This window comes from Streptomyces sp. NPDC046727 (genome assembly GCF_040645635.1).
In the GTDB taxonomy this organism is placed as follows: Bacteria; Actinomycetota; Actinomycetes; order Streptomycetales; family Streptomycetaceae; genus Streptomyces.
The window spans coordinates 41,870-67,838 of sequence record NZ_JBEYYR010000046.1; the positions used below are offsets into that span (position 1 = coordinate 41,870).

Here is a 25,969-nt window from a genome sequence, read left to right on the forward strand (position 1 = left end):
CCCGAGGGGAGCCGCACCATGCGCGCAGCCGTACTGCACGAGATCGGCCAGGAGAAGCTGGAGGTCCTCGACGACGTCGAGGCGGTGGGCTTCGGCCCCGGCAGGGTCAGGGTCCGGGTGCGCGCCACCGGGCTGTGCCACTCGGACCTGTCCGCGATGAACGGGGTGCTGCCCCAGCCCGCCCCGTTCGTGCCCGGCCACGAGGGGGCCGGCGAGATCCTCGAAGTCGGCGAGAACGTCCGCCACTTGAAGCCCGGCGACCGGGTCGTCCTGTGCTGGCTGCCCGCCTGCGGAGCGTGCCCCGCCTGCAAGCGCGGCCAGACCCAGCTGTGCCTGGCCGGGTTCATGAACGCCGGAACCCCCAACTTCCGCCGCTCCGGCGGCGACCTCTTCGGCTTCGCGGGCACCGGCACCTTCGCCGAGGAGGTGGTGGTCGACGCCGGCTGCGCCGTGCCCATCCCGGAGGACGTGCCCTTCGACATCGCCGCCCTGATCGGCTGCGGGGTGACGACCGGTCTCGGCGCCGCCCTCAACACCGCCGATGTGACGGCCGGTTCGTCGGTCGCCGTCATCGGGTGCGGGGGCGTCGGCATCTCGGCGGTGCAGGGCGCCCGGCTGAAGGGCGCCGCCGAGATCGTCGCCGTCGACCCGGTCGCCTCCCGCCGCGAGTCCGCCCTCAGGTTCGGCGCCACCGAGGCGGTCTCCCCGGACGGGCTGGCCGACGCCAAGCAGCGGGTCACCGGCGGCGAGGGCTTCGACTACGTCTTCGAGGTCGTCGGCCGGTCCGCCACCGCCCGCACCGCCTACGAGAGCACCCGGCGCGGCGGCACCCTCGTCGTGGTCGGCGCCGGCGCCATGGACGACTTCCTCCAGCTCAACATGTTCGAGCTGTTCTTCGACGAGAAGCGCATCCTGCCGTCCATGTACGGCGGCGGCGACGTCCTGCGCTCCTACGAGCGCACCATCGACCTGTGGCGGGCCGGCCGCGTCGACCTGGCGGGCCTGATCACCCACCGGGTGCCGCTCGCGGAGATCAACGAGGCGCTGGACCAGATGCGTACCGGGACGGCCCTGCGTACGTGCATCGAGATCTGAGGACGGCACCGATGTCACTGCCACTTGAGGGACTGTCCGCCGTCGTCACGGGCGCCGGGCGCGGCCTCGGCCGGGCCGAGGCCCTCGAACTCGCCCGGCTCGGCGCGGCCGTCGTCGTCAACGACTACGGACAGCCGGGCCGGGACGGGTCGGGCGAGGCGTCGGCGGGACCCGCCGAAGAGGTCGCCGCCGACATACGCGAGCGAGGCGGCCGGGCGGTCGCGCACACCGGGGACGTCGCCGACTTCCGGCAGGCACGCGAACTCGTCGGCCTGGCCGTCGCCGAGTTCGGCAAGCTGGACGTCCTCGTCAACAACGCCGGCATCCTGCGCGACCGCATGGTCTTCTCCATGACCGAGGACGAGTGGGACGCGGTGATCCGCGTCCACCTCAAAGGCCACTTCAACACCACCCGTTTCGCCGCCGCGCACTGGCGGGAGCGGTCCAAGGCGGCCGGGGGAGCGGTGTACGGGCGGATCGTGAACACCTCCTCGGAGGCGTTCCTGGCCGGATCCGCGGGCCAGCCCAACTACGCGGCGGCCAAGGGCGGAATCGTCGGCCTGACCACCTCCACCGCCCTCGCCCTCGCCAAGTACGGCGTCACGGCCAACGCCATCTGCCCGCGCGCCCGGACCCGGATGACCGAGGACGTCTTCGCGGGATTCGGGCAACCTGACGAGGGGCTGGACCCGCTCGCCCCCGCGCACGTCGCCCCCCTCGTCGGCTATCTGGCCGCACCGGCCGCCGCCCGGGTCAACGGCCAGCTGCTCGTCGTGCACGGCGGCATGGTGGCCGTGATCGAACGGCCGCGCGTGGGGGCGAAGTTCGACAGCAAGCAGGACGCCTTCACCTACGACGAACTCGACGCGCTGCTCACCCCGCACTACGCGGACCGGCCTCCGGGGGAGACCTTCGCGGCGGCGGAGGTGCTGGGCCTCAAGCGCGGGTGAGACAAGGCAAAGGGGGCGCTCGCCGGACGAGCGCCCCCTGTGTTCACTGCCGTCAGGCAGCCGCCTCCGCGGTCTCCTGGACCGGCTTGCGGTGCCGGCCGTGCGGAGCCGTCTCGCTCTCCTGGGCCGCGATCGGGCCCCGGTGCCGGCCGTGGCCGGCGGTCTCGTAAGAGTCGGCAGACAGCTGCTCAGTAGTGCTGGTGTCGCTCATCGGACGTATTCACCCCGTCAACATGATCTTTCGTACAGCCGGGCGAGTGTAACCGGCGCACCACGGGCCGAATCCAGGCGCACACGCCAACCGCCACTAGTTCGTTACAAGACGTCCCAGAGGTGCCTGCTGCAAGGGCACCGGACGCGCCACGACCGGTGCCGGAGGGTCCGGTTCCGCCCCCCTCCGCGACGCCTCGGGCTCCCTCCGCGACGCCTCGGGCTCCCTCCGCGCCGCCTCGGGTGGTCCGTCGCCAGTGCCGTCCCGCAGGGCCGTATCCGCGGCCCCCCGCTCCCCGGCCTCACCCCGCGGCGCCGTCAGGGCCGCCACCCCGCACGGAGTCGCGTCGGTGGCGTACGGCAGCCGGAGCACGCCGTCCCGCGTCCACAGCCCGGCCCCCGCCAGCCAGCCCTCGGGCGCCGGAAGGTGCCGGACCCGCCGTTCGGCCGGACGCCAGGTACCCACCCAGCTGCCGAACGCCCCGTCGAAGCGCAGCGCCACCGCACAGCTCTCCGGCATCAGCACCTGCCCCGGCTGGATCGCGAACGGCGTCACCGCGCACTCCGGCACCCGCAGGCACTCCGGGAACCGCACCGGCAGGGTGCTGCCGAGCACCCCCCAGCCCAATCGTTCCTGCCCGGGGCAGGGCGCGTCGGAGGAGATCAGCAGCAGTCCGCTGTCCGGGTCGGCGAGCAGCAGCCGGTCGTCGCTGCCGTCCGCGATCTGCAGCAGCGGCGAGACCTCGCCGGCGCGCTCCAGGTCCACCACGACCGTCTTGGTGCGCCCGCCCAGCTCCCGGTCGAGCGCCAGCAGCCGCCCGGCACCGTCCAGCCAGACCCCGCCCGAGCAGCGCCCCGGCACCTCGGCGAGCCGCTCCGGGCCGAACGCCCCGCCCGCCACCAGCCACACCACGCTGGAGCGCGCCCCCACGGCGAGCGCGTACGCCCGCACGCCCCCCGGCGCCGGCGGCAGCAGCGTGAGCCGGGCGGCGGGCTCGGGGCACTCCACCGCGCCCAGCGGCAGCTCGCCGGTGCCGGGCCCGGTCGGGTAGAGCAGCGAGAAGGCGTGCCGCTCGGCCACCAGCCGGTGGATCAGCACCCGCCCGTCGCTCATCGGCTGCACCTCCGTGCCGGGCTCCTCCGGCTGGTTGCCGGGCAGCGGCACCGCGTACGGCTCCGGGCCGTCCAGGGTCCAGCGCTCCGGGAACCAGGAGTCACCGGCCGGGGCGAGCCGGGCCGCGTACGCGCCGTCCGCCGTGATCGCGCACCCCGCTCCCGGCGCGCCGGCGGCCCCGTCCGTGGCCGGGGGTTCGATCGCACAGGCCGTCATCGTTCGGTCACCTCCGGCGACGAAGCTAGTTTTCGTACGCGCGGGCGTGGGACCGGCCGATGTCCACTTCACACGTACGGGTGGCGCAGAAGCGATTCAGCTGAGGAAACCGGGGCGTCTGTGCTGAGCGGGGTCAGACCGGACGCATGCGGTACAGCCCCGCCGAGCAGCCAGGTAGCCTTGGCCCGTGCCCCGTCTGTCTGAAGTCATCGCCGCGCTGGAGACCCTGTGGCCCGCCGAGCGGGCCGAGTCCTGGGACGCGGTCGGCACGGTCGTGGGCGACCCCGACCAGGAGGTCACCCGGGTCCTGTTCGCCGTCGACCCCGTGCAGGAGATCGTCGACGAGGCCGTGAAGCTGGGCGCCGACCTGGTGGTCACCCACCACCCGCTCTACCTGCGCGGGACGACCACGGTCGCGGCCACCCACTTCAAGGGCCGGGTCGTGCACACGCTGATCAAGAACGACATCGCGCTGCACGTCGCCCACACCAACGCCGACACCGCCGACCCGGGAGTCTCCGACGCCCTCGCCGGCGCCCTCGACCTCCGTGTCGTACGTCCCCTCGTGCCGGACGCCACCGACCCGGCGGGCCGCCGGGGCCTCGGCCGCGTCTGCGAACTCGACCACCCCCTCACCGTCCGCGAACTGGCCGCCCGCGCGGCCCAGCGGCTGCCCGCCACCGCGCAGGGCATCCGGGTGGCCGGCGACCCCGAGGCCGTCGTCCGTACGGTCGCGGTCAGCGGCGGCTCCGGCGACAGCCTCTTCGACCAGGTCCGCGCGGCCGGCGTCGACGCCTTCCTCACCGCCGACCTGCGCCACCACCCGGCGTCCGATGCGGTCGCCCACAGCCCCCTCGCGCTGCTCGACGCGGCGCACTGGGCCACCGAGTGGCCCTGGTGCGAGCTGGCCGCGAGCCAGCTCGACGAGATCTCCGACCGCCACGGCTGGGACCTGCGCGTCCACGTCTCCAAGACGGTCACCGACCCCTGGACCGCCCACGCGGCGTCCACCACCACCTCTAACTAACGGGAGCCCCCAACTGAACGCCGCGCCCGCCGACCAGATCCGACTCCTCGACGTCCAGGCCCTCGACGTCCGCCTGCAGCAGCTCGCGCACAAGCGGAAGTCCCTGCCCGAGCACGCCGAGATCGAGTCGCTGACGAAGGACCTGACGCAGGTCCGCGACCTGCTCGTGGCCGCCCAGACCGAGGAGAGCGACACCGCCCGCGAGCAGACCAAGGCGGAGCAGGACGTCGACCAGGTGCGCCAGCGCGCCGCCCGCGACCAGCAGCGCCTGAACTCCGGCGCGGTCACCTCGCCGAAGGACCTGTCCAACCTCCAGCACGAGATCGCCTCCCTCGCCAAGCGGCAGGGCGACCTGGAGGACGTGGTCCTGGAGGTCATGGAGCGCCGTGAGGCCGCACAGGAGCGGGTGAACGAGCTGACCGAGCGGGTCGCCTCGGTGCAGTCGAAGATCGACGACGCCACCGGCCGCCGGGACGCGTCCTTCCAGGAGATCGACACCGAGGCCGCCTCGGTCACGAAGGAGCGCGAGGTCGTCGCCGCCTCCGTCCCCGCGGACCTGCTGGCGCTCTACGACAAGCTGCGCGGGCAGCAGGGCGGCATCGGCGCGGCCAAGCTGTACGCCCGCACCTGCCAGGGCTGCCGGCAGGAGCTGGCCATCACCGAGCTGAACGAGATCCGCCAGGCCGCGCCGGACACCGTGGTCCGCTGCGAGAACTGCCGGCGCATCCTGGTGCGTACGGCGGAGTCCGGTCTGTAAGGGGCTTCAGGGGTGAGGGAGTTCATCGTCGAGGCCGACGGCGGGTCACGGGGCAACCCCGGGCCCGCGGGCTACGGGGCCGTGGTCAGTGACGCGGCGACGGGGGAGACGCTGGCGGAGGCGGCCGAGTACATCGGCGTCGCCACGAACAACGTCGCCGAGTACCGCGGTCTCCTGGCCGGCCTGCGCGCCGCCCACGCCCTCGACGCCACCGCGACGGTGTACGTCCGCATGGACTCCAAGCTCGTCGTCGAGCAGATGTCGGGCCGCTGGAAGATCAAACACCCCGCGATGAAGCCCCTGGCCACCGAGGCCCGCTCCGTGTTCCCGCCGGACCAGGTCACCTACGAGTGGATCCCGCGGGAGCAGAACAAACACGCCGACCGCCTGGCCAACGAGGCGATGGACGCGGGCGCGAAGGGCCGCCAGTGGTCCCCGTCCGAGTCCAGGGCGGCCCTGGACACCCTGCCCGCCCTCCCCGAGCCGTCGGGCCCGCCCGGGGACGCGGCGGCGGGCGCGGCGAAGGCCCGCGCGGCGCTGGCGGAGGGCCGGGCCGCCGGTCAGGTGAAGCCGGTGGCCGCCGCGGCCGAGGACGACGTCGAAGCGGAAGCGGTACGCGAGACGCATCCTGCCGGGGAGCGGAAGGTTTCCACTCCCGGCTGGAGCGCCGCCCCGGACCTCGGCGCTCCCGCCACCCTCGTCCTCCTCCGCCACGGCGAAACCCCCCTGACCCCCCAGAAGCGCTTCTCCGGCAGCGGAGGCACGGACCCCTCCCTCTCCGTGACCGGCCGCGAGCAGGCGCACCGCGTCGCCGAGGCGCTGGCGAGGCGCGGCACGATCCAGGCGGTCATCGCCTCCCCCCTCGCCCGTACCCGCGAGACCGCGGGAATCGTCGCCGCCCGCCTGAACCTGGACGTCACGATCGAAGAGGGCCTGCGGGAGACGGACTTCGGCGCCTGGGAGGGCCTGACCTTCGGCGAGGTCCGTGAACGGCACCCGGAGGACCTGAACGCCTGGCTGGCCGACCCGGAGGCCCACCCCACCGGCGGCGGCGAGAGCTTCGCGGAGACGGCCACGCGGATGGAGGCCACCCTCCAGAAGCTGGTCGCGGCCCACGCCGGCCGCACGGTCCTGCTGGTCACGCACGTCACCCCGATCAAGACCCTCGTCCGGCTCGCCCTCGGCGCCCCGCCCGAGTCGCTGTTCCGGATGGAGCTCTCGGCGGCCTCCCTGTCGGCGGTGGCGTACTACGCGGACGGCAACGCGAGCGTGCGGCTCTTCAACGACACGTCCCACCTGCGTCCCTGAACCCACCCGCGTCCCTGAGCCCCGCCGCGGCCCGCGCCAGTTCCTCGATCCGGCCCCAGTCCCCGGCGGCCACCGCGTCCGCCGGGATCATCCAACTGCCGCCGACGCAGCCGACGTTGGGCAGGGCCAGATATGCCGGCGCGTTCGCCGGGCCGATCCCGCCGGTCGGGCAGAAGCGGGCCTGCGGCAACGGCCCGGCCAGCGACCTCAGATAGGCCGTACCGCCCGCCGCCTGCGCCGGGAAGAACTTCATCTCCCGCACCCCGCGCTCCAGCAGCGCGACGACCTCCGAGGTGGTCGACACCCCGGGCAGGAACGGCACCCCGGCCCCCCGCATCGCCGCCAGCAGTGCCTCCGTCCACCCGGGACTGACCAGGAACCGCGCCCCGGCCGCCGTGGCCGCGTCCACCTGCTCCGGAGTGATCACCGTGCCCGCGCCGACCACGGCCTCCGGCACCTCGCCTGCGATCGCCCGGATCGCCGCCGGCGCGGCCGGGGTCCGCAGGGTCACCTCGATCGCGGGCAGCCCGCCCGCCACCAGGGCCCGAGCCAGCGGTACGGCGTCGGCGGCGTCGGCGAGCACGACGACGGGCACGACGGGGGCGAGATCCAGTACGGAGGCAGCCGGGGAGGAGGGCAGCGGCGAGGTCATGACCTCATCGTGCCCAGCGACTGCACCTCACGCAATGAGCGTTGCGTATGGTGCAACGCCCTTGGGTCTCAGTGGATCTCGTCCACCAGCACGTCCAGCGACCACGCCTTGCCCGCCTTCCCGGGCGCCTCCGCCTCCACGACGTACCCCAGCTCCCGCAGCACCGTCACCAGCTCGGCGGGGTCCTGCGGCGCCGCCCCGGCGGTCAGCAGGCTGCGGACGATCCGGCCCTTCGTCGCCTTGTTGAAGTGGCTGACGACCTTCCGGGTCGGCGCGTGCAGCACCCGTACCGTCGCCGTGCGCCCGGCCACCTCGCCCTTCGGCCGCCAGGCCGCCGCGTAGGCCGAGGAGCGCAGGTCGAGGACCAGGCCGCCGGCGGCCACGGCCGGCAGCACCTCGGCCATCGGCGTCCGCCAGTGCCCGGCCAGCGCGCCGAGTCCCGGCAGCTTCACGCCCATCGAGCAGCGGTAGGAGGGGATCCGGTCCGTCACCCGTACGGCGCCCCACAGCCCCGAGAAGACCAGCAGCGAGTCCGCCGCGCGCCGCCGGGCCGCCGCGTCCAGCGTGGCCAGGCCGAGGGAGTCGTAGAGGACACCGGTGTAGATCTCCCCGGCGGGGCGGGCGCCGGCCGTGCGCAGCCCGGCGTTCTTGGCGACCTCCCCGCGCAGCCCCTCGCTCAGCCCGAGCACCTCGCGCGCCTTCCCGTTCTGCTCGGGGTCCCCCGCGCACAGCTCGACCAGCTCGGTCAGCACGGCCTCCCGCGCGGCGGTCAGCCCCGGCAGGGACAGCGACTCCAGCCCCAGCGGGGCACCCTCGCCCGAGTTCGCCTTGCCTTCGGAGGGCGGCAGCAGGACCAGCAACACGTACTCCTTACGTAGACCTCCGCGCCAGGGTACGGCGTGCCCCCGGTGCCGCCCCGACCTCCGCTCGCTGTACGCCCCGCCGCACGATCCGCGTCACCGGTGCCCCCGAGGCCCCGCTCCGGGCCGCGCTCGCCGCTCTCACCTCCACCGACCTGGACTTCCCGGACGAGCGGGTCCCGCTGCACCCCACCGTGCTCAGCGAGGGCGCCGCGAGCCTGCTGCCCGGCCAGACCCGGCCGGCCGTGCTGTCGACCGTCGACCTGGACGCCGAGGGATCACCTGCCGCTCGGCGAGCGCCTGCGGGTACGGCTCGCCCGGGCCGACCCGGGCACCACGAAGATCCTGTTCACCACGGCGTGACCGCCCGGACGAGGGCGGCGGGGCCGAGCCAGCGTTCCAGGGCCTGAGGCAGTCCCTCGGCGTCCTCCGTGTCGGCGGCCCAGGCCACGAACCCGTCCGGCCGTACGAACAGCGCCCGGAGGCCTGGCCGGTGCGGGCAGGCGGCCGTGACGACGTCCAGCCGGTCGCCGTACCCCTCGGCGCGGGCCCGCAGCCCGGCGTCGTCGGCGAGGTCGAGCAGCAGGGCGCGGCCGGTGTGCAGGCGGTCGCCGAGCCGGGTGCCGTCGGAGAGTTCCAGGTCGGGGGCGCTGGCGCCGGTCAGCGGGTGGTCGCCGGGCAGCTCGTAGCGCTGCCAGACGCCGGAGATCCGCGTGACGAGGTAGGTCGTGCCCGTGGTGGTCAGCGCCAGGTCGGTCACCACCCGGCGCAGGGCGCGGGCGTGCCGGTCCGGGCGCATCACGGCGATCTGGGCGCGGGTCCAGTCGAGCACCCAGGCGCCTATCGGGTGCCGCTCGGCGGTGTAGCTGTCCAGCAGGGACTCGGGGGCCGTGCCGCGGACGACGGCGGCCAGCTTCCAGCCCAGGTTCATCGCGTCCCCGATGCCGAGGTTGAGCCCCTGCCCGCCGAACGGCGAGTGCACATGGGCCGCGTCGCCCGCGAGCAGCACCCGGCCCCTGCGGTAGTCGGTGGCCTGGCGGGCGTTGTCGGTGAACCGGGTCGCGCTGATCACCTTGTCCACGGTGACCTCGGGCACCCCCGTCACCCGGCGCAGACTGGCCTGCAGTTCCCCGGCGGTGACGGGTGCCGACCGGTCGGCCGGGGGTCCGTCGAACTCCACGGTGAGGATCCGGCCGGGGAACGGCCCGTTGACGTACGTCCCGACGTCGGTGGTGTTCCAGCCCGTGCCCAGCCGCTCGCCACCGGTCAGCTCCACGATCGCCTGATAGCCGGTGATCTCCGGATCCGTGCCCGGGAAGTCGAACCCGGCGAGCTTGCGGACGGTGCTGCGGCCACCGTCGCAGCCGACGAGCCAGCCGGCCCGGACCGTGCCCTCGCCGGTGTGTACGGCGACCCCTTCGGCGTCCGCGTCGAAGCCGGTCAGCTCCACGCCCCGCCGCACCTCCACCCCCAGCCGGTCGGCCCGTCGGGCGAGGATCCGCTCCAGCTCGGCCTGGGGCACGCCGAGTCCGCTCTCGGCGGCGGGGCCGACGTCGGCCCAGGCCGGGTCGGAGTCGTCGAACAGCTCGGGGTCCATCATGATCCCGGCGAAGTGCCCGGCGAACTTGGGCGGGGTCCTGAAGTCGCCCTGGGGCCTGCCGCCGCCCATGAAGGCACGGATCCGTTCCCGCGCCGCCTCCCACACCGCCGTCAGCTCGGGCAGCAGCCCGCGCCGGTAGAAGGCGACCGCGCTCGGGATGTTGACCGAGCCCGCCTTGATCGTCTCGTCCACCTCGGTCAGTCGCTCCACGACCAGCACCCGTGCCCCGCCGAGCCGCAGCTCGCAGGCGAGGAAGAGCCCCACGGGGCCGGCGCCGGCCACCACCACGTCGTAGTCCGTCGTCGTCATGGGCTTCACTGTAGTCACTAAAAGTTTTTGGTGGCTATAGTTTTCTTATGGACTCCATGGAAGGCCCCGGAGACGAGGGACTCTCCCTGCGGGAGCGCAAGAAGCGCGAGACCCGGCAGCGCATCTCGGACATCGCGACGGTCCTGATCCGGGAGCACGGCTTCGACGCGGTGACGGTCGCCGAGATCGCCCGTGCCGCGGGCGTCTCCTCGATGACGGTCTTCAACTACTTCCCGCGCAAGGAGGACCTGTTCCTCGACCGCGTCCCGCAGGCCGCCGACCTCTTCGCCGCGGCCGTGCGCGACCGCGCTCCCGGGCAGTCCCCGCTCGCCGCCCTGCGCGGCCTCGCGCTGCGGCTCCTCGAAGAGCGGCATCCGCTCGGCGGTGTGGGCGAGGGTTTCGACGCCTTCTGGCGGATCGTCGCCGACTCCCCGGCCCTGCGCGCCCGGGCCCGCGAGGGCGTGGAGGAGGTCGAGCGGGCACTGGCCGCCGCACTCGGCGCGGCAGGCGCGGCGGACCCGGCCCTCGCGGCGGCGCTGACCATGGCCGCGTACCGCACGGTCTTCCTCGCGTCCGTGCGCCGGCTGGCGGCGGGTGACCCGGTGGACGAGGTGGCGCGGGACCACCGGACCCGGCTGGAGACGGCGTTCGGGGCGCTGGAACGGGCGGGCCTGGACGGCTGACGCTGTCGGCTGTACGCCGTGGAGGCCACCTGGACGCGGCATGGAAGGGGGGCCTCGCGGCGTTGCACCCTTGCAGGTACGGCGAAGGGGAGTCCGATGGGGGAACAGGCACGCTGGACACGGGCCCGGCTGGGCCGGTGCGGGCCCCCGCTCGACCTGCTCACCGCGAGCTTCCGCCGGCACGTCTACGCCCCCCACGCCCACGACGAGTACACGATCGGCGTCTGCGTCGGCGGCAGCGAGATCATCGACTACCGGGGCGGCCACATCAGCACAGGGCCCGGCACCATCGTCGTCCTCGAACCCGGCGAGATGCACACCGGCGGCCCCGGCAACCCCACCGACGGCTACGCCTACCGCGCCCTGTACGCCGACCCGGCCCTGCTCGCCGACGGCACCCTCGGCGGCCTGCCGCACTTCCGCGAACCCGTCATCGACGACCCCGCGCTCGCCACGGCCCTGCGCACCGCCCACACGGAACTCAGCGCCTGCCCCGACCCGCTGGAGACCGAGTCGGTCCTGCCCTGGCTGCTGACCGCGCTCGCCCGGCGCCACTCCGCGGCCCGGCCGGCCGCCGACCGCATCCCCGGCGCCGCCGCCGTCGCCCGCACGGTCCGCGACCGCCTCGCCGACGAACTCACCGACCCGCCGTCCCTCGCCCTGCTCGCCACCGACCTCGGCCTGTCCCGCTACCAGCTCCTGCGCGCCTTCCGTACGACGATGGGCATACCGCCGTACGCCTGGCTCGCCCAGCACCGGGTGACCAAGGCGCGGACCCTGCTGGAGACCGGCCTCCGCCCGGCCGAGGTGGCCCCCCTCGTCGGCTTCGCCGACCAGGCGCATCTGACCCGCTGGTTCCGCCGGGTGCTCGGGGTGACCCCGGCGGCCTACCGCAACAGCGTTCAAGACATCCGGATCTGAGGCGGCCGAAACTCGCCGTATGACTGCACGCGGCTGGTTCCTGTTCTCCCTGATGGGAGTGGTCTGGGGCATCCCCTATCTGATGATCAAGGTGGCGGTGGACGCGGTGTCCCCGCCGGTGGTGGTGTTCACGCGCTGCGCGCTCGGCGCGGTCCTGCTGCTCCCGTTCGCCCTGCGCCAGGGCGGCTTCGGCGCCGCGATACGGGCCCACTGGCGCCCCATGCTGGCCTTCGCGTGCCTGGAGATCATGGGACCCTGGTACACCCTCACCGACGCCGAACGGCACCTGTCCAGCTCGACGGCGGGCCTGCTGATCGCGGGGGTGCCGATCGTCGGCGTGCTCCTGGCCCGGCTCCTGGGCGACACGGAGCACCTCGGGGTGCGCCGGGTGGCCGGCCTGGCCCTGGGCCTCGCCGGCGTGACCGTCCTCACCCTCCCGCACCTCACCGGCGGGGACGCCCGCTCGCTCGGGGAGGTCCTGCTCACGGTCCTGGGCTACGCCACCGCCCCCCTCATCGCGGCCCGCCGCCTCAAGGACGTCCCCTCCCTCCACCTCACGGCCGCCTGCCTGACCCTGGCCGCCCTGGTCTACGCCCCCGCCGCCGCCCTCACCCGCCCGTCCGCCGTCCCCTCCGCCCCGGTCCTGGCCGCACTGGCCGGCCTCGGCGTGATCTGCACCGCGGTGGCCTTCGTCGCGTTCCTGGAACTGATCAAGGAGGCCGGCCCCACCCGGGCCACCGTGATCACCTACGTCAACCCGGCGGTGGCGGTCGCCGCGGGCGCCCTGCTCCTGTCCGAGCCGCTGAGCCTCACGGTGCTGGCCGCGTTCACGCTCATCCTGGCCGGCTCGGTCCTGGCGACGGCCGCCGGTCCACGGCGCGGCAGCCGACCGGTACCATGGTCGACACGGCAGACGAGCCGGGCGGACGGCCGCGTGGAGTCCCCCTAGGGGGCTTCCCGAGGAACGTCCGGGCTCCACAGGGCAGGGTGATGGCTAACGGCCACCCGGGGTGACCCGCGGGACAGTGCCACAGAAAGCAGACCGCCCAGCGCTCAGGCGCTGGGTAAGGGTGAAACGGTGGTGTAAGAGACCACCAGTGCCCAGGGCGACCTGGGCAGCTAGGTAAACCCCACCCGGAGCAAGGTCAAGAGGGGCCGCCTCTCGCGAGAGAGGCGTCCCTGCGCGGACGATCGAGGGCTGCCCGCCCGAGTCCGCGGGTAGACCGCACGAGGCCGACGGCAACGTCGGCCCTAGATGGATGGCCGTCGCCCCGGCACCCGCGAGGGAACCGGGGAACAGAACCCGGCGTACAGCCCGACTCGTCTGCCCCTTCGCCCAACGCCCTTGATTTGATTGTCTGTTGAAATGAAAAGGGTGGTCGCGGGCGATCTTCGTGGGTAGGGTCCGGCGTATGGTGCCACGCCTTGTCGTCATCGAGGCCGACGTCGACAGCGCCCGGGCGGCACACTCCCTGGGCTGCCACACCGTCTTCCTCCAGCCGCCCGGATCGCCGGTGGAGGAGCTGGTGGACGCCGAGTCCCAGCTCTACTCCGTCGACTGCGCCGGCGCGCTCTTTCCCGAGTTCGTGGACACCGTGCTGCGCCCGCTGGCGCCGGACGCCGTCGTTCCCGCCGCCGAGACCGGGGCGCTGCCGGCCGCCGTCGCCCGGGCCGTCCTCGGGCTCCCGGGGACCTCGGCCGAGACCGTGCGACGGCTGCGGGAGGGGGCCGGGGTGGCGCGCGGCCGGGCGCTGGGGGTGCAGACCTTCAGCGTCGGCGGACGGCATCGGGTCCTCGCCGTCGTCGGCGGGCCCAGCGAAGGAGGAGGGCTCGAAATCGTCTCGCCGGAGTCCGGTCCGGCGGCGGACCTGGAGAAGACGGTGTGCGGGTTCCTGGAGCGCGCCGGGCTGACGGACGGGCCCGCCTATCTCACCGTCGCCCTGGACGGCGGGCGAGTGGACGTCGTCAGCGGCGTCGACTGCCCCGGGCCCGGGGACGTACCGGCGCTCGTGCGGCAGGCCACCGGGGTCGACGTGCGGCGGTGGGCGTTCGCCCACGCCCTCGGGATCCCGTCCGGTGAGCCGGGCGCGGTGATTGCGGAGGAGGGCGCGTGACGAAGACATCGGCGCTGCTGGTCAACCATCACCCGTATCCGCACTTCCGGCGCCGTGGCCGCTCCCTGCTGCCGCTGGACGACGTGGACTTCCACCTCGTGACCCGCAACCGCGCCTTCGGGGGCACCGACGGGGTGGACGCCGACGCCCTCGCGTCCGTCACCGTGTGCGCGGCCCGTGACGAGGAGCAGTGGCGGACGGCCTGCTCCTGGGCGCTGCGCGCCCGGCCCATCGAGCGGATCGTCGCCGTGCACGAGCGGTCCGTGCTGCTCGCGGCCGAGCTGAGGTCCCGGTTCGGGCTGCCCGGCATGGACGTCGACACCGCCCTCCGCTTCCGGGACAAGGTGAGGATGAAGGAGGCCGTACGCGCCGCCGGCGCCGCGCGCGTACCGGACTTCGCCGCGCTGGACGGCCCCGGGGACCTGGACGCGGTCGACTGGCGCACCGGGCCCAAGGTGATCAAGATCCGTGACGGTCTGGCCGCGCAGGGCGTGCACATCGTCCCGACCCGGCAGGACGCCGAACGGCTCTGCGCGACCCTCGACCTCGGCGGGGGGCGGTACGAGATCGAGGAGTTCGTCCACGGCCCCATCTACCACTGCGACTCCGTCGTCCAGGACGGCCGGATCCGGTTCGCCGGCGTGGGCCGGTATCTCGCCGACCCCGCGTCCTACGCGTCGGGAGGCACCTTCGGCACGGTCATGGTCCTGGACGGCAGCCTGCGGGAGAGGATCCGCGCGCTGAACACCCGGGTGCTCGCCGCGCTCGGACTCCGGGACGGCACCACCCACCTGGAGCTGTTCCACACCCCGGACGACGAACTGGTCTTCTGCGAGGTGGCCGGGCGGCCCCCGGGCGGCATCATTCCGCCGGTGATCGAGTGGCAGTACGGCTTCAACATCGTGGAGGCGTCCGTACGGCTCCAGTGCGGGCTCGACCCCGGGCCGGGGGCGGGGGACGGGGACCCCGGGCGCGGGGTGTGCGGGTTCATCGCCTTCTACCCGCACGACCGGGGGGCGCGGGCCGTCGACCCGCGCCGGTTCACCGAGTGGGGCATCGTGGAGCACCTCGGCAGCCACCCGGACATCGGCGGCTCCGGTGACACCGTGCGGCACTCCGTCGACTTCCGGGACTCCTACGTCCTGCGGGCCCCCGACGAGACCACCCTGCTGCGCAGGGTCGACGACATCCGCACCGAGTACCTCGGCTGACTCACCGGCCGGCCAGCCCGGCCACATGGGCGGCCATCGCCCGCACCGACGTGAGTTCCTGGACCAGCACCGGGTCCACGGCGAAGCCGTACCGCTCGGACAGCCGCAGCAGGATCGTGAGGTGCTGCAGCGAGTTCCACGAACCGGCGGTCAGGCTGGCGTCGTTCCCGATCCCGTCCGGGCCGGCCCCGACGACCTCCGCGATCTCCCGCCGGATCTCGTCCCGCAGCCCCTCGTCACGCACGCTCTCCATCGGCCCTCCTCGTCACCAGCAGCTCCCGGTTCCGGACGTACCACGGATCCAGGACGTCGAAGAAGTCCTTCAGCGACACGGCCCCGATCCGGCACAGCCCGACCTGCGCGTACCGCATCGCCCCCGCCTGTCGCAGTACGTCCTCCAGCGGCGCGTACGACACCTCCAGCGTCGGGATCCGCGTGTGGTGCCGGAACTCGCGCTCCGTCGGCACACCGTCCACGATCAGCTTCCCCCGGTGCGGCTTCCAGCGGCGGAACGGGGCGCCGTGCCGCTCCTCCAGGCAGTGCATGTGCGAGATGCCGTCGTGGAAGTTGCACCCGATGATCAGCAACTGGGTGTCGAACCGCGTCATGTACTCGTACACCGAGTCCGGGCCGAACGACGTCTCCGACTCGATCGCGCACAGCTCGTCGGCGAGCGGGCCCCGGGCGCACACCGGGTTGAACGGGGGCGCGAACGAGCGGCGGGTGCCGGGCAGCCGGCGGAAGTACTCGGTGAGCATGCCGAGCCCCGACGGTGTGTGCTCCCGGTCGAAGATCCCGTCCCGGCGGAAGCTCTTGCCGCCCGAGGGCATCACGAGCGTCCCCGAAGCGCCCAGCACCCGGTCGAGCGCGCCGGTCACCAGCTCCTCGGGACGCTCGACGTAGGCGAGGCCGGCCAGCGAGGAGCCGGCGTAGACGACCTGGCCCGCGGTCAGCCCCACCTCGCCGAAGGCCCGCTCCAGGTCGGCCGGCCCGACCTCCGGGAACCCGCTCGCCCTCACCCCGCCACGACCTTCCGCAGACTGAGCGGCCACTGCTCCACCTCGCATCCGAACTGGCTGAACACCCCGAGGCACCAGCGGTCGATGCCGAAACCCATGCAGCAGCTGTGCGCCGTCCCGCCGCCGGCGAGCCCGATGTCCCAGGCCTGCGCGAAGTGGTCGCCGTGCCGGTTCACCGAGGCCGCGGCCACGGGCGGCCCCTGGCCGAGGTCGAGCTGCACCTCGTGCTTGAGCTCGAACGAGAGCTGGAAGGCCCGGTACCGCGCCGACGTGTCGATGAAGAACGGGTCCGACGCCGTCACCACCTTGCCGCGCAGCCCGAACCGCTCCAGCAGCGTCCGGCACACGGCGAGCAACTCGTCCCGGAACGCGGCCACCTCCGCCTCCGAGCCGGCGCACACGATCTCCCGGACGCCGAACTCCCGCGCCCGCCCGAGTCCGTGGGTCGCCCCGCTCTCGTACCGGTAGCAGCGCGTGTACCCCGTCAGCCGGACGGGTCCGGTGAGCCGCCGGCCGGCCAGGGCCGGGAACACCGGCTGGCAGGCGGCCGGGGAGAGCACCGCCTCCGGCCGGTCCGCGCTCGTGTCGAGCCCGCCGAGGTCGACCTCCGTCGCGTCCGGGGGCAGCGCGGCGGCGAACCGGGACCGCAGCTCCCGGTCCTCGTGCAGATGGAACACGTAGTTCCCCGCGTGGGCGTTGTCCGCCAGATAGCCGGATCTGAGCAGCGTGCCCGTGCCCAGCAGCGCGGGCAGATGGATCTCGCGCGCGCCGAGCTGCCGGGCCGTCTCGGCGAAGGTGTGCTCCAGGCCGTAGTACAGGTCGGCCATGAGGCCCGTGTAGACGAAGCTGCCGGCCAGCTCCTCGCTGACCCAGCCGCGGGCGGTGAGTTCGCCGAGCACCCGGTCGGGCGGCAGCGGCGCGGGCCGGCCGGCCGCCGGTTCACCCGGGCTCTCGTACACCGTGCGGGAGGGGAACTGTCCGAGTTCCGCCGTCATCGTGGCGACGTCGGCGAGCACATGCGCCGTCAGCCGCTCCTCGTCGGTGCCCTCCGGGCAGGTGATGGTCACGGTGGCGGGGTCCTCGTCGGACACCTCGACACCGCGCACGGCCCGGTCCGTCCAGTACAGGTTCTTGCGCAGCGACTCCCGGACGTCGGCCGGCAGGCCGGAGTCGAGCCGGAACGACAGGGTCTTCATCCGGCACCACCCCGTCCGGCGCCGGCCGCCTGGGCGGGTACGGCCGTGATGCTCGCGGCCTTCATCCTGATCTCGGCGACCTCCAGCTCGGGAGTGGACCGCTGGGTGACCGCCGCGCCCACGGTGGCCCACTGGCCCTCGCTGGCGCGGAACACCGACCGCAGCGTCTGGCTCCAGGACAGCTCGCCCCGCGGGGTGCGGACGCCGAACAGCCCGTAGTACGGCCCGCGCGGATGCGACTCCACCTCCGCGATCAGCTCCAGGCCGGCCTCTCTCGGGGACGCCCCGTGCGGGAGGAGCCCCAGCAGGGCGGCGGCCTCGGTCGTGCCCCGGTGGGGCACGGTGTCGAAGCTCGTCAGGAGGTGGGACAGCTCCCCGAGCCGCATCACGCGCCGGTCGCCGCGCGCGGGGGAGCCCACCGCGGCCAGCGCCTCCGCCATCCGGCGGGCGGACCCGTCGTGCTCCAGCACCAGCCGGGTCGGCAGGTCCGCCGCCCCGGTGTAGTCCGCCGAGGCGAACGTCCCGGACAGCTTGTGGGTGGCGATGACCTGCGCCGGGGACCCGGCCACCAGCAGTTCCGGGCTGGTGCCCGCGAACTCCAGGCCGTCCACGGCGGCGTAGAAGGACCGGCTCAGGCCGAACGCGTCGGCCACACCGGCCGCGAAGGTGGCCGGCAGATCGACGGGGAAGCCGATCTCCGACCGGACGCACACCGTGGCCCGGCGCCGGGCGTCGCCGTCGATCCAGTCGAGGACGCGCCGCGCCAGACCGGCGAACTCGGCGCAGGCGGCGTCCGACACGGCCACCGGGGTCGCGGTCGCCGCCGCGGCGGGGGCGGGCCGGGGGCCGTCGCCGCGGATCCGCCCGTCGCCGTCGATCTCGATCACGGTCTCGGGTACGACGAGATGCGTCGCGGGGTAGCCGGCGGGCACCGGTACGGCGCTCACATGACGTCGGTTCAGGTCGAAGCCCAGGTAGCCGATGACCCACTGCCCGGTGTGCGCGGTGAGGAACGCGTCCAGCTGCCGGTCGAACTCCCCGTCCAGCTTGCCGCCCACGGTCCGGCCCCCGGGCAGACAACACTCCCAGGCGCCCTGGCGGGAGGACAGCCAGGAGCGGGCGCCGAGGCCGACGACCGCCCCGCGCGGGGAGCCGAACGCGAGGACCGACCGGTCCGGCGCGCGCGTCCGGCTCTCCTCGATCACCGCCTGGGCGACGCGCCTGGCGTCAGGAGACATGCGCGGTGAGACCGAGTTCCTCCAGCAGGAACCCGAGGTGGGTGGTGAGGAACGTCTGCGCCAGCTCCAGGTCGGGCTGCTTGACGGCCTGGCTCACCTCGTCGTCCGACAGGACGAAGTTGAACTGCTCGTTGCGCTCCAGGAGTTTCTGGTGGGAGATCTCCCTGAGCAGGGCGGAGATCCGCGTCCAGTCGGCCTCGGTCAGCTCGTGCTTCTGAGCGGACCGGAACCGGCCGAGCAGATGCCGGGTCTCGTCCTCGATGGTGCGCTCCGCCACCTCCAGGATCTCCGCGTCCACCGCCTTGGACCTGTCCAGGTGGGGGGTCGCGGAGCGGATGCCGAAGTAGAGCCCGAGACCGCCGCCCTCGGAGAGGTCCACGGCGATCTCGCCGAGCCGGTCCTCCCGCCACTTCCACCGGAGTTCGGTCAGCGCCTTGCCGTCCCCGAGGTACCCCAGATCAGCGATGCTGGGCGGCGGGCTTGCCGTCTCCGCCAGCAGGTACAGGTCGTGCAGCTGGGCGTAGTGCCGCAGCTCGTCGGAGGCGAAGGACAGCTTGACGTAGGTGCTGCGCAGCGGGTTGGGGGCGATCGAGCCCGAGTCCAGGCCGGCTATCTCCTGGGCCACCTCCTGGATCATCGTGGCCACGGTGGTGCCGCGCGGGCCGTAGACGCCGCTGCCGGTCCACTCCTTGAACATCTGGTGGCCGATCCACCGCTTGTCGTTCTCGGGGGTGCGGTGCCCGGTGGCGAAATAGCGCACCGCCAGCTCGTGTTCGAGCGCCCAGAACGGGGCACTGGTCAGGAGGGTCTGCTGAATTCCGGGGCCGAAATCGGCGGGGTCAAGCATAATAGGAACCTCCGTTGACGTGAATGCACTGCCCGGTGATGTAGCCGGCCTGGACGCTGCTGAGAAAGACCGCGGTCGCCGCGATCTCGTCCGTTCTGCCACGCCGTGGTATCGCTCTGCGTGCTTCGTCCCGCAGACATGCCTCGCTCAACGGACGACTTCGCGCGGTGTCCATCACGCCGGGCGCGATGCAATTGACGGTGATACCGTCCGGGCCCAGCTCCGCCGCCAGGGAACGGGTCAGTCCGACCGTCGCCATCTTGGTGGCGGCGCGTACCGATCCATGGCCGAGAAATGCGCCTATCCCGGCAAAGGTGAGAATGCGCCCCCAGCCCTGACGCTTCATTTCCGGAAGCGTCGCCGCGCACAGGTTGAGGGGTCCGGTCACGGCGGTGTCGTACGCCCTGCGATGGTCGTCGTGTGCGGTCAGCGAGTCGGTCTCGGCCCGCCGAACAGCGTTGTTGACAAGGATGTCCACGCTTCCCAGCTCTGCCTCGACGCGTCCGACGAAGTCCCGAACGGCGTTCGGGTCAGCAATGTCGAGAAGCCCGGTGACTGTTTTCGCGCCCCTGCTTTCGGCGAGCCGTTGCGTTTCCGCCATCCCGGCCCGGTCCGACTGTGTGCACAGTGCGAGACGAGCGCCTTCGTCGCCGAAGGCGAGGGCCAGCGCTCTGCCGAGATTGGCATTGGCTCCGGAGATGAGTACGACTTTGCCTCGAATGTTGAGATCCATCGGATTCCTAGCGGGAACCTCTGCCTCTGCCATCGAGCCGACAACAGAGTCTAGAGCGTGCCGGTGAGGGGTGTCCAGGTTTTCTGAGGCTTCCCTTCGTCGTCTGGAGTGAAACTGATGTGAAACTGGCGTGTGGCCCAACTCTCCATGGAGTCAGCCGGGTTGAGTGTCCGAGACGTGCTGTTACGATGCGGCGGGCCGGGTGCGTGGGATTCAGGGAGGTCATTCCCATGGCACATGAAACAAAAGGCAACGCCCTGCGGGTCCTCCTCGCGTCCACCGCCGTCTGCAAGGTCGCGGACTGGCAGCTCGGCATCGTGATGCCGCTGGCCATCCTGCGGCAGACCGGCTCGGTGGCGATGTCGCTCGCCGTGTTCGCGCTGCGCGGGGTCGCCTATGTGGCCTCCCCGTTCCTCGGGGCGTTCATCGACCGCTTCGACAAGCGGACCGTCTTCGTCGCCGCCCAGCTCGAACAGGCGCTGTGCCTCGGGCTGCTGGCCTGGTTCACGAGCCAGCCGGCCGTGGTGTCCGTCCTGTTGCTGCTGTCCGGCATCGGCGGCGTGGCCTCCTCCATCACCGGCCAGTTCGTGCTGATCCCGGAGCTGATCCGCCCCGGGGAGCGGGCCGTGGCGGTGGCGAAGCTGACCTCGGTGATCGAGTTCTCCAAGGTCGCCGGACTGCTGCTCGGCGGCATCACCCTCGACTCGCGCGGTCCGGTGTTCTCCTCCGCCCTGATCGCCGCGATGTACCTGCTCGCGGCCGTCGTGGCCCTGCCGCTGCCCAGGGTGCCGTCCCGGCACACGCGCACCTCGCTGGGCCACGACCTCGGCCTCGGCTTCCGCTGGCTGCGCCGGCCGGAGATCCTCTGGCTGGTGACGGTGATGCTGATCGTCAACCTCGCCGTGGGGCAGCTCGAACCGGCGCTGACCACCCAGTTCGCCCGGACCGGGATCGGGCCCACCGCCATCTCCCTGGTCATGGCCGCGGGACTGGCCGTCGGCGCGGTGGCCAGCCGCTTCGCCCCGCTGCTGCTGCCCGCCCGGCGTATGGAGCGGCGCATCCTCGTCTTCCAGGTCATCGCGCTGGGCGGGCTGGCGCTGGTCGCGGTCCCGCAGCCGCTGGTGCGGATCCTCGGCTACATGACGGTCTCGTTCGCCGTGGGCGCCAGCAACGTCGTGTCCATCACCTACCGCCAGGAGAGCATCCCGGTGGAGTACGCCGGCCGCGTCAACTCCGTCATCCGGATGTTCATCACCGGAGCCGTGCCGCTGTCCGGGTTCCTCTACGCCTGGTCCAGCCGGTTCGACGGATGGCTGTTCTGGGCGCCCCAACTGGCGGTCTGGGCCGTGGCGGTGGCCCTGTGGTGCGGACACACCCGGCACACCGAGCGGGCCCCGGCGGACGGCGGCCCGCCCCATGACGGCCCGCCCCATGACGGCCCGGCGGCGGGCGCCCTCGCGACGGCGGAAGGAGGCGGGACCGATGGAGACGCTGACCCAGGACGGCCTGGTGATCGCGGCCGTGACCTGCAAGGAAGCTGAGGAGCGGCGGCCCGGCCCGGCGGCCGACGTACAGCGGATCACCGACCCGGAGAACCTCACCGACGAACTGCGGGCGCGCCTTGCGCCACTGATCCGGCCGCGCTGGCTCAACTGGGTGGCACAGGCCGGCGATTCGGACGAGGACTTCCTGCGGCGGCTCGGTCCGGGGGAGCGCCGCAACGTGCGCCTGGGGCGCCGGTTCGTCCGCGAGGAGGGCCTGCGCACCGACGTCCGGGCGGGGCTGTCCGAGGCGCTGGTGGACGACTTCCTCGTGCTGTACGACGCGCAGATCGCCGCGATGCCCCGGGGCGTGGACTTCGCCCGCCGGTGGCGGGACCGCATGCTCGCCGCGGACGCGGACCATGTGGGCGCCTGGGTGTTCGACGGGCCGCGGCTGGTGGCCGGCTCCATCTGGCGGGTGCGCCGGGAGGAGGGCATGCTGCAGTTGCGGTTCTCCGCCGTCGCCCCGCGGCTGCGCGCGGGCCGGGTACTGCGCGCCCTGTACACGGAGGCGTTCCGGTACGCCCGTGGACGGGGACTGCCGTACCTCTCGCTGGGCAATGACCCCTCCCTGTTCGGGCATGTGGTGCAGCCGGGCCTGTTCACCTTCAAGGCCCGCTTCGGGTTCACCCCCGTGCCGGCCGGTGTGCTCGATCCCCGGCTCGGCGGTGACCACGCCGACCGGTTCCTGAGCCTGCGGGCGCTGTCCCGGCCGGCGCTCGTGGTGACCCGGCGGCCGGGCCCCCTGCCAGCGTGGCCCGCGGCCCTCGCCGCACCGGCCTGCGACCTGGTCCTGCTCACCGCCGACCCGGCCGCCGACCCGGACGAGTTCCGCACCCCGGCGCTGCGGGTGGGGCGCACGGTGGTCGTACCCGGCTGACCGCCGGGCCCGCGGCCACCGTGCCGCCCGGCCCGCGGCTCAGTGGTACTGCGCGAAGTAGTCGTACGCCTTCGGCAGGGACTTGGTCAGCTGCTCCGTCTTCTTCCGGATCGCCTCGAACTCGCGGTGCGCGGCCTGGGTGTCGGCCAGCCGCAGCGCCGGCGAGGGCCGCATCTCGATGCCGCCCATGCCGAGCAGGATGCACATGTACGAGTACGGCGGCAGCCCGTGGTAGTACGGGAAGACCGTCTCGCTGTCCGGCAGCTGGGTCTTCCACAGCTCGATGCGCTCGGCGAGTCCGTCGGGCATGACCCGCTTCTTGGCGTCCCGCCAGTACTCGGTGTCCGACCGCTTGGCCGCCACGTAGTGCAGCACCAGGAACTCCCGTACGCCGTCCATGACATGGGCGACCGCCTTGTTGTACCGGTCGCGGTGGGTCGGGTCCCAGCCCGGGTCGGGGAAGTTCTTGGCCAGCTGCTCGATGGCGTGGTGGATGAAGAAGATGCCGGTGGACTCCAGCGGCTCGACGAAGCCGCTCGACAGACCGATCGCGACACAGTTGTTGACCCACGAGTTGCGGCTGCGGCCGATGCGCATCCGGATGTGGTTGGCGGGCGCGTCCTGTGCCGCCGGGCCGACGAACTCGCGCAGGGTGCGCTCGGCCTCCTCCGGCGACAGGTAGTCCTTCGCGTAGACGTAGCCCGTGCCGACCCGGCCCATGAGCGGGATCGTCCAGATCCAGCCGGCCTCCTGGGCGGTGGCCGTGGTGCACGGCAGGATGCCCCGCCGCTCCATGTCCATCGGGACCTGGAGCGCGACGGCGCTGTCGTTCGGGAGCATGTCCTGGTACGAGATGAACGGCTCCTGGAGGGCCTTGTTCAGCAGCACCCCGCGGAAGCCCGTGCAGTCGATGTACAGGTCGCCGGTGATGTCCCCGTGCTCGGCCGTGCGCAGGCCGGAGATCCAGCCGCGCTCGTCCAGGTCGACGTGCCGGACGTCGTCGATGACGCGCTTGACCCCGCGGTCCGTCGCGTACTTGGCGAGGTACTCGGCGAGCAGCGACGCCTCGAACTGGTAGGCGTACGGGAACTGCGTCTTGCCCTGGTGCTCCGACATCGTCAGGCCCTGCATCTCGTCGGCGTTCTCGTCGAAGGGCTGGTCGATGAGGGAGCCGTCCATGTGCCGGGGGCTCAGCCCGGCGTCGATCACCGACGCCATCACGAAGCAGTCCTTGTCGAACCGGTCGGAGGGGCGTTCCTGGAGCCACCAGTCCGTCAGCGGGAATCCGTTGACCGACCGTATCTGCTCGAAGGGGTGGTAGAAGTAGTGCCCCTTCTCCCGCCAGTTCTCGAAGCGGACCGCGAGTTTGTAGGTGGCGTTGCAGGCGGGCATCCAGTCCCGCTCCTTGAGCCCGAGGAATTCGAAGAAGTGCCGGATGTCGCTGAAGGTGGCCTCACCGACGCCGACGGTCGAGACGTTCCCCGACTCCACCAGCGTGATGTCGATCCGGTCGCCGAACGCCGCCTTGAAGTAGGAAGCGGTCATCCAGCCCGCAGTGCCGCCACCGACGATCACCACGTTGTTGGGCATGCCTGTCTCCGTTCGCTAAGGGGATTTCGGGCAGTGCGGAAGAAAAGGGATGGTGCGGTGGGAACCGCGGCGGGCCGCGGGAGAGCCGGCCGGCGCACGGCGGGATCGAGGACGCTCCACGGGGCACGGCAGCGTGCGCGCGGGATGCGGGTCGTACCGGGTCACCCGCTGCGGCCGGGCGTTCGCCTGCCGGCCCGGACCGGGCGGCGGGCCCGGGGCGGTCCGCCGCGACCGGCCGGCGGCCGGCCACGGCGGACCCGGGGTCACTGCTGGGACGGCTCGAAGACGATGACGTTGGTGCCCGGGGTGGCGTGGGCGCAGTGCTCGATCCCGGCGGGAATGACGTTGATGTCACCCTTGCGCAGGGTGATCTCGTTCCCGTCGCGGAACACCAGGGTCAGGGCGCCGTCCAGCACGAGGTGCATCTCCTGGGCGTCGTGCTGGTGCCAGGGCACATCACCTTCGGTCTTGACCAGCCTGACGTCGTACCCGTCGATCCCGGCGACCCGTTCCGACGTCCGGTTCTGCGGAAAATCGGCCAGGACGGAATCGATGTTCACGATGTCCATGACATCCACCTTCCAGTAGGGGAACTCTTCACTCGGCCGCCGCCGCGGCGGCCGGTACCAGGGACTCCCGGTCCCGGATCGCCCAGCGGGTGACCAGCGGAACCGCGAGGCCGGCCGCCACCTGCACGGCGGCCACCACCAGCCAGGCCGCCGCACCGCTGCTGACGACCTGGGCGATCACCAGCGGCGCCACGATCTGCTGCGCGCCCGAACTCAGCCAGAACAGCGAGACATACGTCGACTCCTCACCCGGCTTCGCCAGCTTGTACGAGATCCCCCAGCCGCCGGCCGACTGGAACAGCTCGCCCACCGTCATCGCCGTGATGCACAGCACCAGCAGCCCGATGGCCGGCCCGGTCGAGAAGGAGGGGACCGCCGCGAGCAGCGCACAGCAGGCCGCGAGCCCGAACCCGGCGACCCGCATCAGCCGCGCCGCGCTCACCAGGTCGGAGGCGCCCCTGCTGACCCGGACCTGGAACAGCACCGCGAGCACGGTGTTGACGACCAGCAGCCCGGAGACCACCGAGCGGGGCGCCGAGGTGGTCGTGGCGACCCACAGCGGAATGCCCACGCTCAGCAGGCTGATGTGCATGGTGAGGACGATGTTGAGCAGCGCCAGGGTCAGATACGGCCGGTCCCGGAACACCTGCGCCGTGACCCGCCGCCGCAGCCGGGAGGCGTCCCCGGTCGCGCCCGGCAGCAGCGGCATCCGCCAGGCGAGCGCGCAGAACAGGAAGAACGACAGCGCGTTGCACAGGATCACGGCGGTGTAGGCGGCCCGGTTGTCCAGCACCAGGGCGACGCTGCCCAGCAGGGCCCCCGACGCGTACCCGACATTGCGCAGCGCCCCGGTGACCGCCATCGTCCGCACCCGCTGGTCCTCGGGCACCGCCATGCCGACGAGCACCTGCCCGAGCGGCGCGGCGGCCTTGTCGACCAGGCCCATCAGGATCACGACGGTGAGGAACCCGGCGAAGTCCGACACGAACGGGTACACCACGAACAGCACCGCCCGCCACAGCGTCACCAGGACGAGCAGCCGGCGGGCGCCGAACCGGTCCGCGACCATCGCGACCGGAACGGTCGTCACCAGCCCCACCCCGGCGGCGACCGACAGACCGAGTCCGACCTGCCCCACGGACAGGCCGACCTGACGGGTCAGGAAGATCGCCGACACGGCCAGGAACGATCCCGTGCCCGCCGCGTCGATCAGCGACATCAGGGTCAGCTTGCGGCCGGCCGCGCCCTCGGGCAGCCATGTGCGCAGCCGGCCCAGAACGCCGGCCGGGGCGGTGGTGGGGGAGCCGGACCGGTCCTGGGACATGCCGC

General features: G+C 72.8%; 26 protein-coding genes, 1 other RNA gene and 2 pseudogenes. 15 read left to right on the forward strand and 14 right to left on the reverse strand.

From position 1 onward, the window contains the following. The first annotated feature begins 18 nt into the window (after positions 1-18). Both ABZ937_RS37430 and ABZ937_RS37435 read left to right on the forward strand, forming a co-directional pair. Positions 19-1,095, forward strand: a complete 1,077-nt coding sequence (locus ABZ937_RS37430; RefSeq protein WP_361698874.1) for a Zn-dependent alcohol dehydrogenase — start codon at positions 19-21, stop codon at positions 1,093-1,095. Positions 1,096-1,106: 11 nt separating this feature from the next. Beyond that, entirely contained in the window at positions 1,107-2,045 is a 939-nt protein-coding gene (locus ABZ937_RS37435) for a 3-oxoacyl-ACP reductase (protein WP_361698876.1), read from the forward strand. 52 nt (positions 2,046-2,097) lie between these two features. Here ABZ937_RS37435 and ABZ937_RS37440 read toward each other — a convergent pair whose 3' ends face one another. Both ABZ937_RS37440 and ABZ937_RS37445 read right to left on the reverse strand, forming a co-directional pair. Beyond that, entirely contained in the window at positions 2,098-2,256 is a 159-nt protein-coding gene (locus ABZ937_RS37440; RefSeq protein WP_361698878.1) for a hypothetical protein, read from the reverse strand. A 96-nt stretch (positions 2,257-2,352) separates the two neighbouring features. Continuing rightward, positions 2,353-3,585 carry a hypothetical protein gene (locus ABZ937_RS37445; protein WP_361698880.1) on the reverse strand — a complete coding sequence of 411 codons (1,233 nt, stop codon included), beginning with the start codon at positions 3,583-3,585 and terminating at the stop codon, positions 2,353-2,355. A 187-nt stretch (positions 3,586-3,772) separates the two neighbouring features. Between ABZ937_RS37445 and ABZ937_RS37450 the strand changes: the two genes are divergently transcribed. Genes ABZ937_RS37450 through ABZ937_RS37460 form a run of 3 tightly spaced genes read left to right on the forward strand, consistent with a single transcriptional unit; the run spans position 3,773 to position 6,677 of the window. Further along, positions 3,773-4,612, forward strand: a complete 840-nt coding sequence (locus ABZ937_RS37450) for a Nif3-like dinuclear metal center hexameric protein (RefSeq protein ID WP_361698882.1) — start codon at positions 3,773-3,775, stop codon at positions 4,610-4,612. 13 nt (positions 4,613-4,625) lie between these two features. After that, on the forward strand, positions 4,626-5,369 hold the full coding sequence (locus ABZ937_RS37455) for a C4-type zinc ribbon domain-containing protein (RefSeq protein WP_361698950.1): 744 nt from the start codon (positions 4,626-4,628) through the stop codon (positions 5,367-5,369). 12 nt (positions 5,370-5,381) lie between these two features. Beyond that, entirely contained in the window at positions 5,382-6,677 is a 1,296-nt protein-coding gene (locus tag ABZ937_RS37460; RefSeq protein ID WP_361698884.1) for a bifunctional RNase H/acid phosphatase, read from the forward strand. Here the strand turns inward: ABZ937_RS37460 and eda are convergent. Both eda and yaaA read right to left on the reverse strand, forming a co-directional pair. After that, positions 6,649-7,329 (reverse strand): bifunctional 4-hydroxy-2-oxoglutarate aldolase/2-dehydro-3-deoxy-phosphogluconate aldolase, encoded by a 681-nt coding sequence (gene eda, locus ABZ937_RS37465; RefSeq protein WP_361698886.1) that lies wholly within the window; start codon positions 7,327-7,329, stop codon positions 6,649-6,651. The genes ABZ937_RS37460 and eda overlap by 29 nt on opposite strands. 68 nt (positions 7,330-7,397) lie before the next feature. Beyond that, on the reverse strand, positions 7,398-8,189 hold the full coding sequence (yaaA, locus tag ABZ937_RS37470; RefSeq protein ID WP_361698888.1) for a peroxide stress protein YaaA: 792 nt from the start codon (positions 8,187-8,189) through the stop codon (positions 7,398-7,400). An 89-nt stretch (positions 8,190-8,278) separates the two neighbouring features. Here yaaA and ABZ937_RS37475 point away from each other — a divergent pair. Together ABZ937_RS37475 and ABZ937_RS37480 are read left to right on the forward strand one after the other, a co-directional pair. Further along, positions 8,279-8,467 (forward strand): annotated as a pseudogene (locus ABZ937_RS37475) (hypothetical protein); the annotation flags it as partial. Between the two features lie 22 nt (positions 8,468-8,489). Then, complete coding sequence (locus ABZ937_RS37480) at positions 8,490-8,552, forward strand: hypothetical protein (RefSeq protein ID WP_361698952.1); 63 nt, start codon at positions 8,490-8,492, stop codon at positions 8,550-8,552. On the opposite strand, the gene ABZ937_RS37485 is transcribed toward ABZ937_RS37480, so the two are convergent. Continuing rightward, positions 8,539-10,098 carry an FAD-dependent monooxygenase gene (locus ABZ937_RS37485; RefSeq protein ID WP_361698890.1) on the reverse strand — a complete coding sequence of 520 codons (1,560 nt, stop codon included), beginning with the start codon at positions 10,096-10,098 and terminating at the stop codon, positions 8,539-8,541. The two genes, ABZ937_RS37480 and ABZ937_RS37485, sit on opposite strands and share 14 nt — an antisense overlap. 47 nt (positions 10,099-10,145) lie before the next feature. On the opposite strand from ABZ937_RS37485, the gene ABZ937_RS37490 reads away from it, so the two are divergent. From ABZ937_RS37490 to ABZ937_RS37515, 6 genes and pseudogenes are all read left to right on the forward strand, one after another. Beyond that, positions 10,146-10,781: a helix-turn-helix domain-containing protein gene (locus tag ABZ937_RS37490; RefSeq protein ID WP_361698892.1), complete on the forward strand. Its 636-nt coding sequence runs from the start codon at positions 10,146-10,148 to the stop codon at positions 10,779-10,781. Between the two features lie 96 nt (positions 10,782-10,877). Continuing rightward, a complete protein-coding gene (locus ABZ937_RS37495; protein ID WP_361698894.1) occupies positions 10,878-11,702 on the forward strand; it encodes an AraC family transcriptional regulator in 825 nt (274 codons plus the stop codon). Between the two features lie 82 nt (positions 11,703-11,784). After that, positions 11,785-12,501 (forward strand): annotated as a pseudogene (locus ABZ937_RS37500) (DMT family transporter); the annotation flags it as partial. Between the two features lie 115 nt (positions 12,502-12,616). Continuing rightward, positions 12,617-13,029: RNase P RNA component class A (gene rnpB / locus ABZ937_RS37505), an RNA gene on the forward strand. Between the two features lie 85 nt (positions 13,030-13,114). After that, positions 13,115-13,816, forward strand: a complete 702-nt coding sequence (locus ABZ937_RS37510) for a hypothetical protein (protein WP_361698896.1) — start codon at positions 13,115-13,117, stop codon at positions 13,814-13,816. Beyond that, complete coding sequence (locus ABZ937_RS37515; protein ID WP_361698898.1) at positions 13,813-15,027, forward strand: hypothetical protein; 1,215 nt, start codon at positions 13,813-13,815, stop codon at positions 15,025-15,027. The genes ABZ937_RS37510 and ABZ937_RS37515 overlap by 4 nt, the downstream gene beginning before the upstream one ends. Before the next feature lies 1 nt (position 15,028). Here ABZ937_RS37515 and ABZ937_RS37520 read toward each other — a convergent pair whose 3' ends face one another. The 6 genes from ABZ937_RS37520 to ABZ937_RS37545 are packed head-to-tail and all read right to left on the reverse strand — an operon-like array spanning position 15,029 to position 20,060. Continuing rightward, positions 15,029-15,280, reverse strand: a complete 252-nt coding sequence (locus tag ABZ937_RS37520; protein WP_361698900.1) for an acyl carrier protein — start codon at positions 15,278-15,280, stop codon at positions 15,029-15,031. Next, a complete protein-coding gene (locus ABZ937_RS37525; RefSeq protein WP_361698902.1) occupies positions 15,264-16,046 on the reverse strand; it encodes an AAC(3) family N-acetyltransferase in 783 nt (260 codons plus the stop codon). Before ABZ937_RS37525 ends, ABZ937_RS37520 begins: the two co-directional genes overlap by 17 nt. After that, on the reverse strand, positions 16,043-17,242 hold the full coding sequence (locus ABZ937_RS37530) for an aminoacyl--tRNA ligase-related protein (protein ID WP_361698904.1): 1,200 nt from the start codon (positions 17,240-17,242) through the stop codon (positions 16,043-16,045). Before ABZ937_RS37530 ends, ABZ937_RS37525 begins: the two co-directional genes overlap by 4 nt. Further along, positions 17,239-18,480 carry a chorismate-binding protein gene (locus ABZ937_RS37535; RefSeq protein ID WP_361698906.1) on the reverse strand — a complete coding sequence of 414 codons (1,242 nt, stop codon included), beginning with the start codon at positions 18,478-18,480 and terminating at the stop codon, positions 17,239-17,241. The genes ABZ937_RS37530 and ABZ937_RS37535 overlap by 4 nt, the downstream gene beginning before the upstream one ends. Continuing rightward, positions 18,470-19,327 carry a hypothetical protein gene (locus ABZ937_RS37540; RefSeq protein WP_361698908.1) on the reverse strand — a complete coding sequence of 286 codons (858 nt, stop codon included), beginning with the start codon at positions 19,325-19,327 and terminating at the stop codon, positions 18,470-18,472. The genes ABZ937_RS37535 and ABZ937_RS37540 overlap by 11 nt, the downstream gene beginning before the upstream one ends. Then, entirely contained in the window at positions 19,320-20,060 is a 741-nt protein-coding gene (locus tag ABZ937_RS37545; protein WP_361698910.1) for an SDR family NAD(P)-dependent oxidoreductase, read from the reverse strand. Before ABZ937_RS37545 ends, ABZ937_RS37540 begins: the two co-directional genes overlap by 8 nt. A 230-nt stretch (positions 20,061-20,290) precedes the next feature. Between ABZ937_RS37545 and ABZ937_RS37550 the strand changes: the two genes are divergently transcribed. Together ABZ937_RS37550 and ABZ937_RS37555 are read left to right on the forward strand one after the other, a co-directional pair. Continuing rightward, complete coding sequence (locus tag ABZ937_RS37550) at positions 20,291-21,601, forward strand: MFS transporter (protein WP_361698912.1); 1,311 nt, start codon at positions 20,291-20,293, stop codon at positions 21,599-21,601. Beyond that, on the forward strand, positions 21,543-22,481 hold the full coding sequence (locus tag ABZ937_RS37555) for a hypothetical protein (RefSeq protein ID WP_361698914.1): 939 nt from the start codon (positions 21,543-21,545) through the stop codon (positions 22,479-22,481). Before ABZ937_RS37550 ends, ABZ937_RS37555 begins: the two co-directional genes overlap by 59 nt. Positions 22,482-22,520: 39 nt before the next feature. Here ABZ937_RS37555 and ABZ937_RS37560 read toward each other — a convergent pair whose 3' ends face one another. The 3 genes from ABZ937_RS37560 to ABZ937_RS37570 all read right to left on the reverse strand — a co-directional run bounded on the left by ABZ937_RS37560 (position 22,521) and on the right by ABZ937_RS37570 (position 25,964). After that, positions 22,521-24,071 carry a tryptophan halogenase family protein gene (locus ABZ937_RS37560; RefSeq protein WP_361698916.1) on the reverse strand — a complete coding sequence of 517 codons (1,551 nt, stop codon included), beginning with the start codon at positions 24,069-24,071 and terminating at the stop codon, positions 22,521-22,523. Positions 24,072-24,334: 263 nt separating this feature from the next. Continuing rightward, positions 24,335-24,640, reverse strand: coding sequence for a cupin domain-containing protein (locus ABZ937_RS37565; RefSeq protein WP_361698918.1), 306 nt, complete (start codon positions 24,638-24,640; stop codon positions 24,335-24,337). Positions 24,641-24,668: 28 nt separating this feature from the next. Beyond that, positions 24,669-25,964, reverse strand: coding sequence for an MFS transporter (locus tag ABZ937_RS37570; protein WP_361698920.1), 1,296 nt, complete (start codon positions 25,962-25,964; stop codon positions 24,669-24,671). Positions 25,965-25,969: the final 5 nt, after the last annotated feature.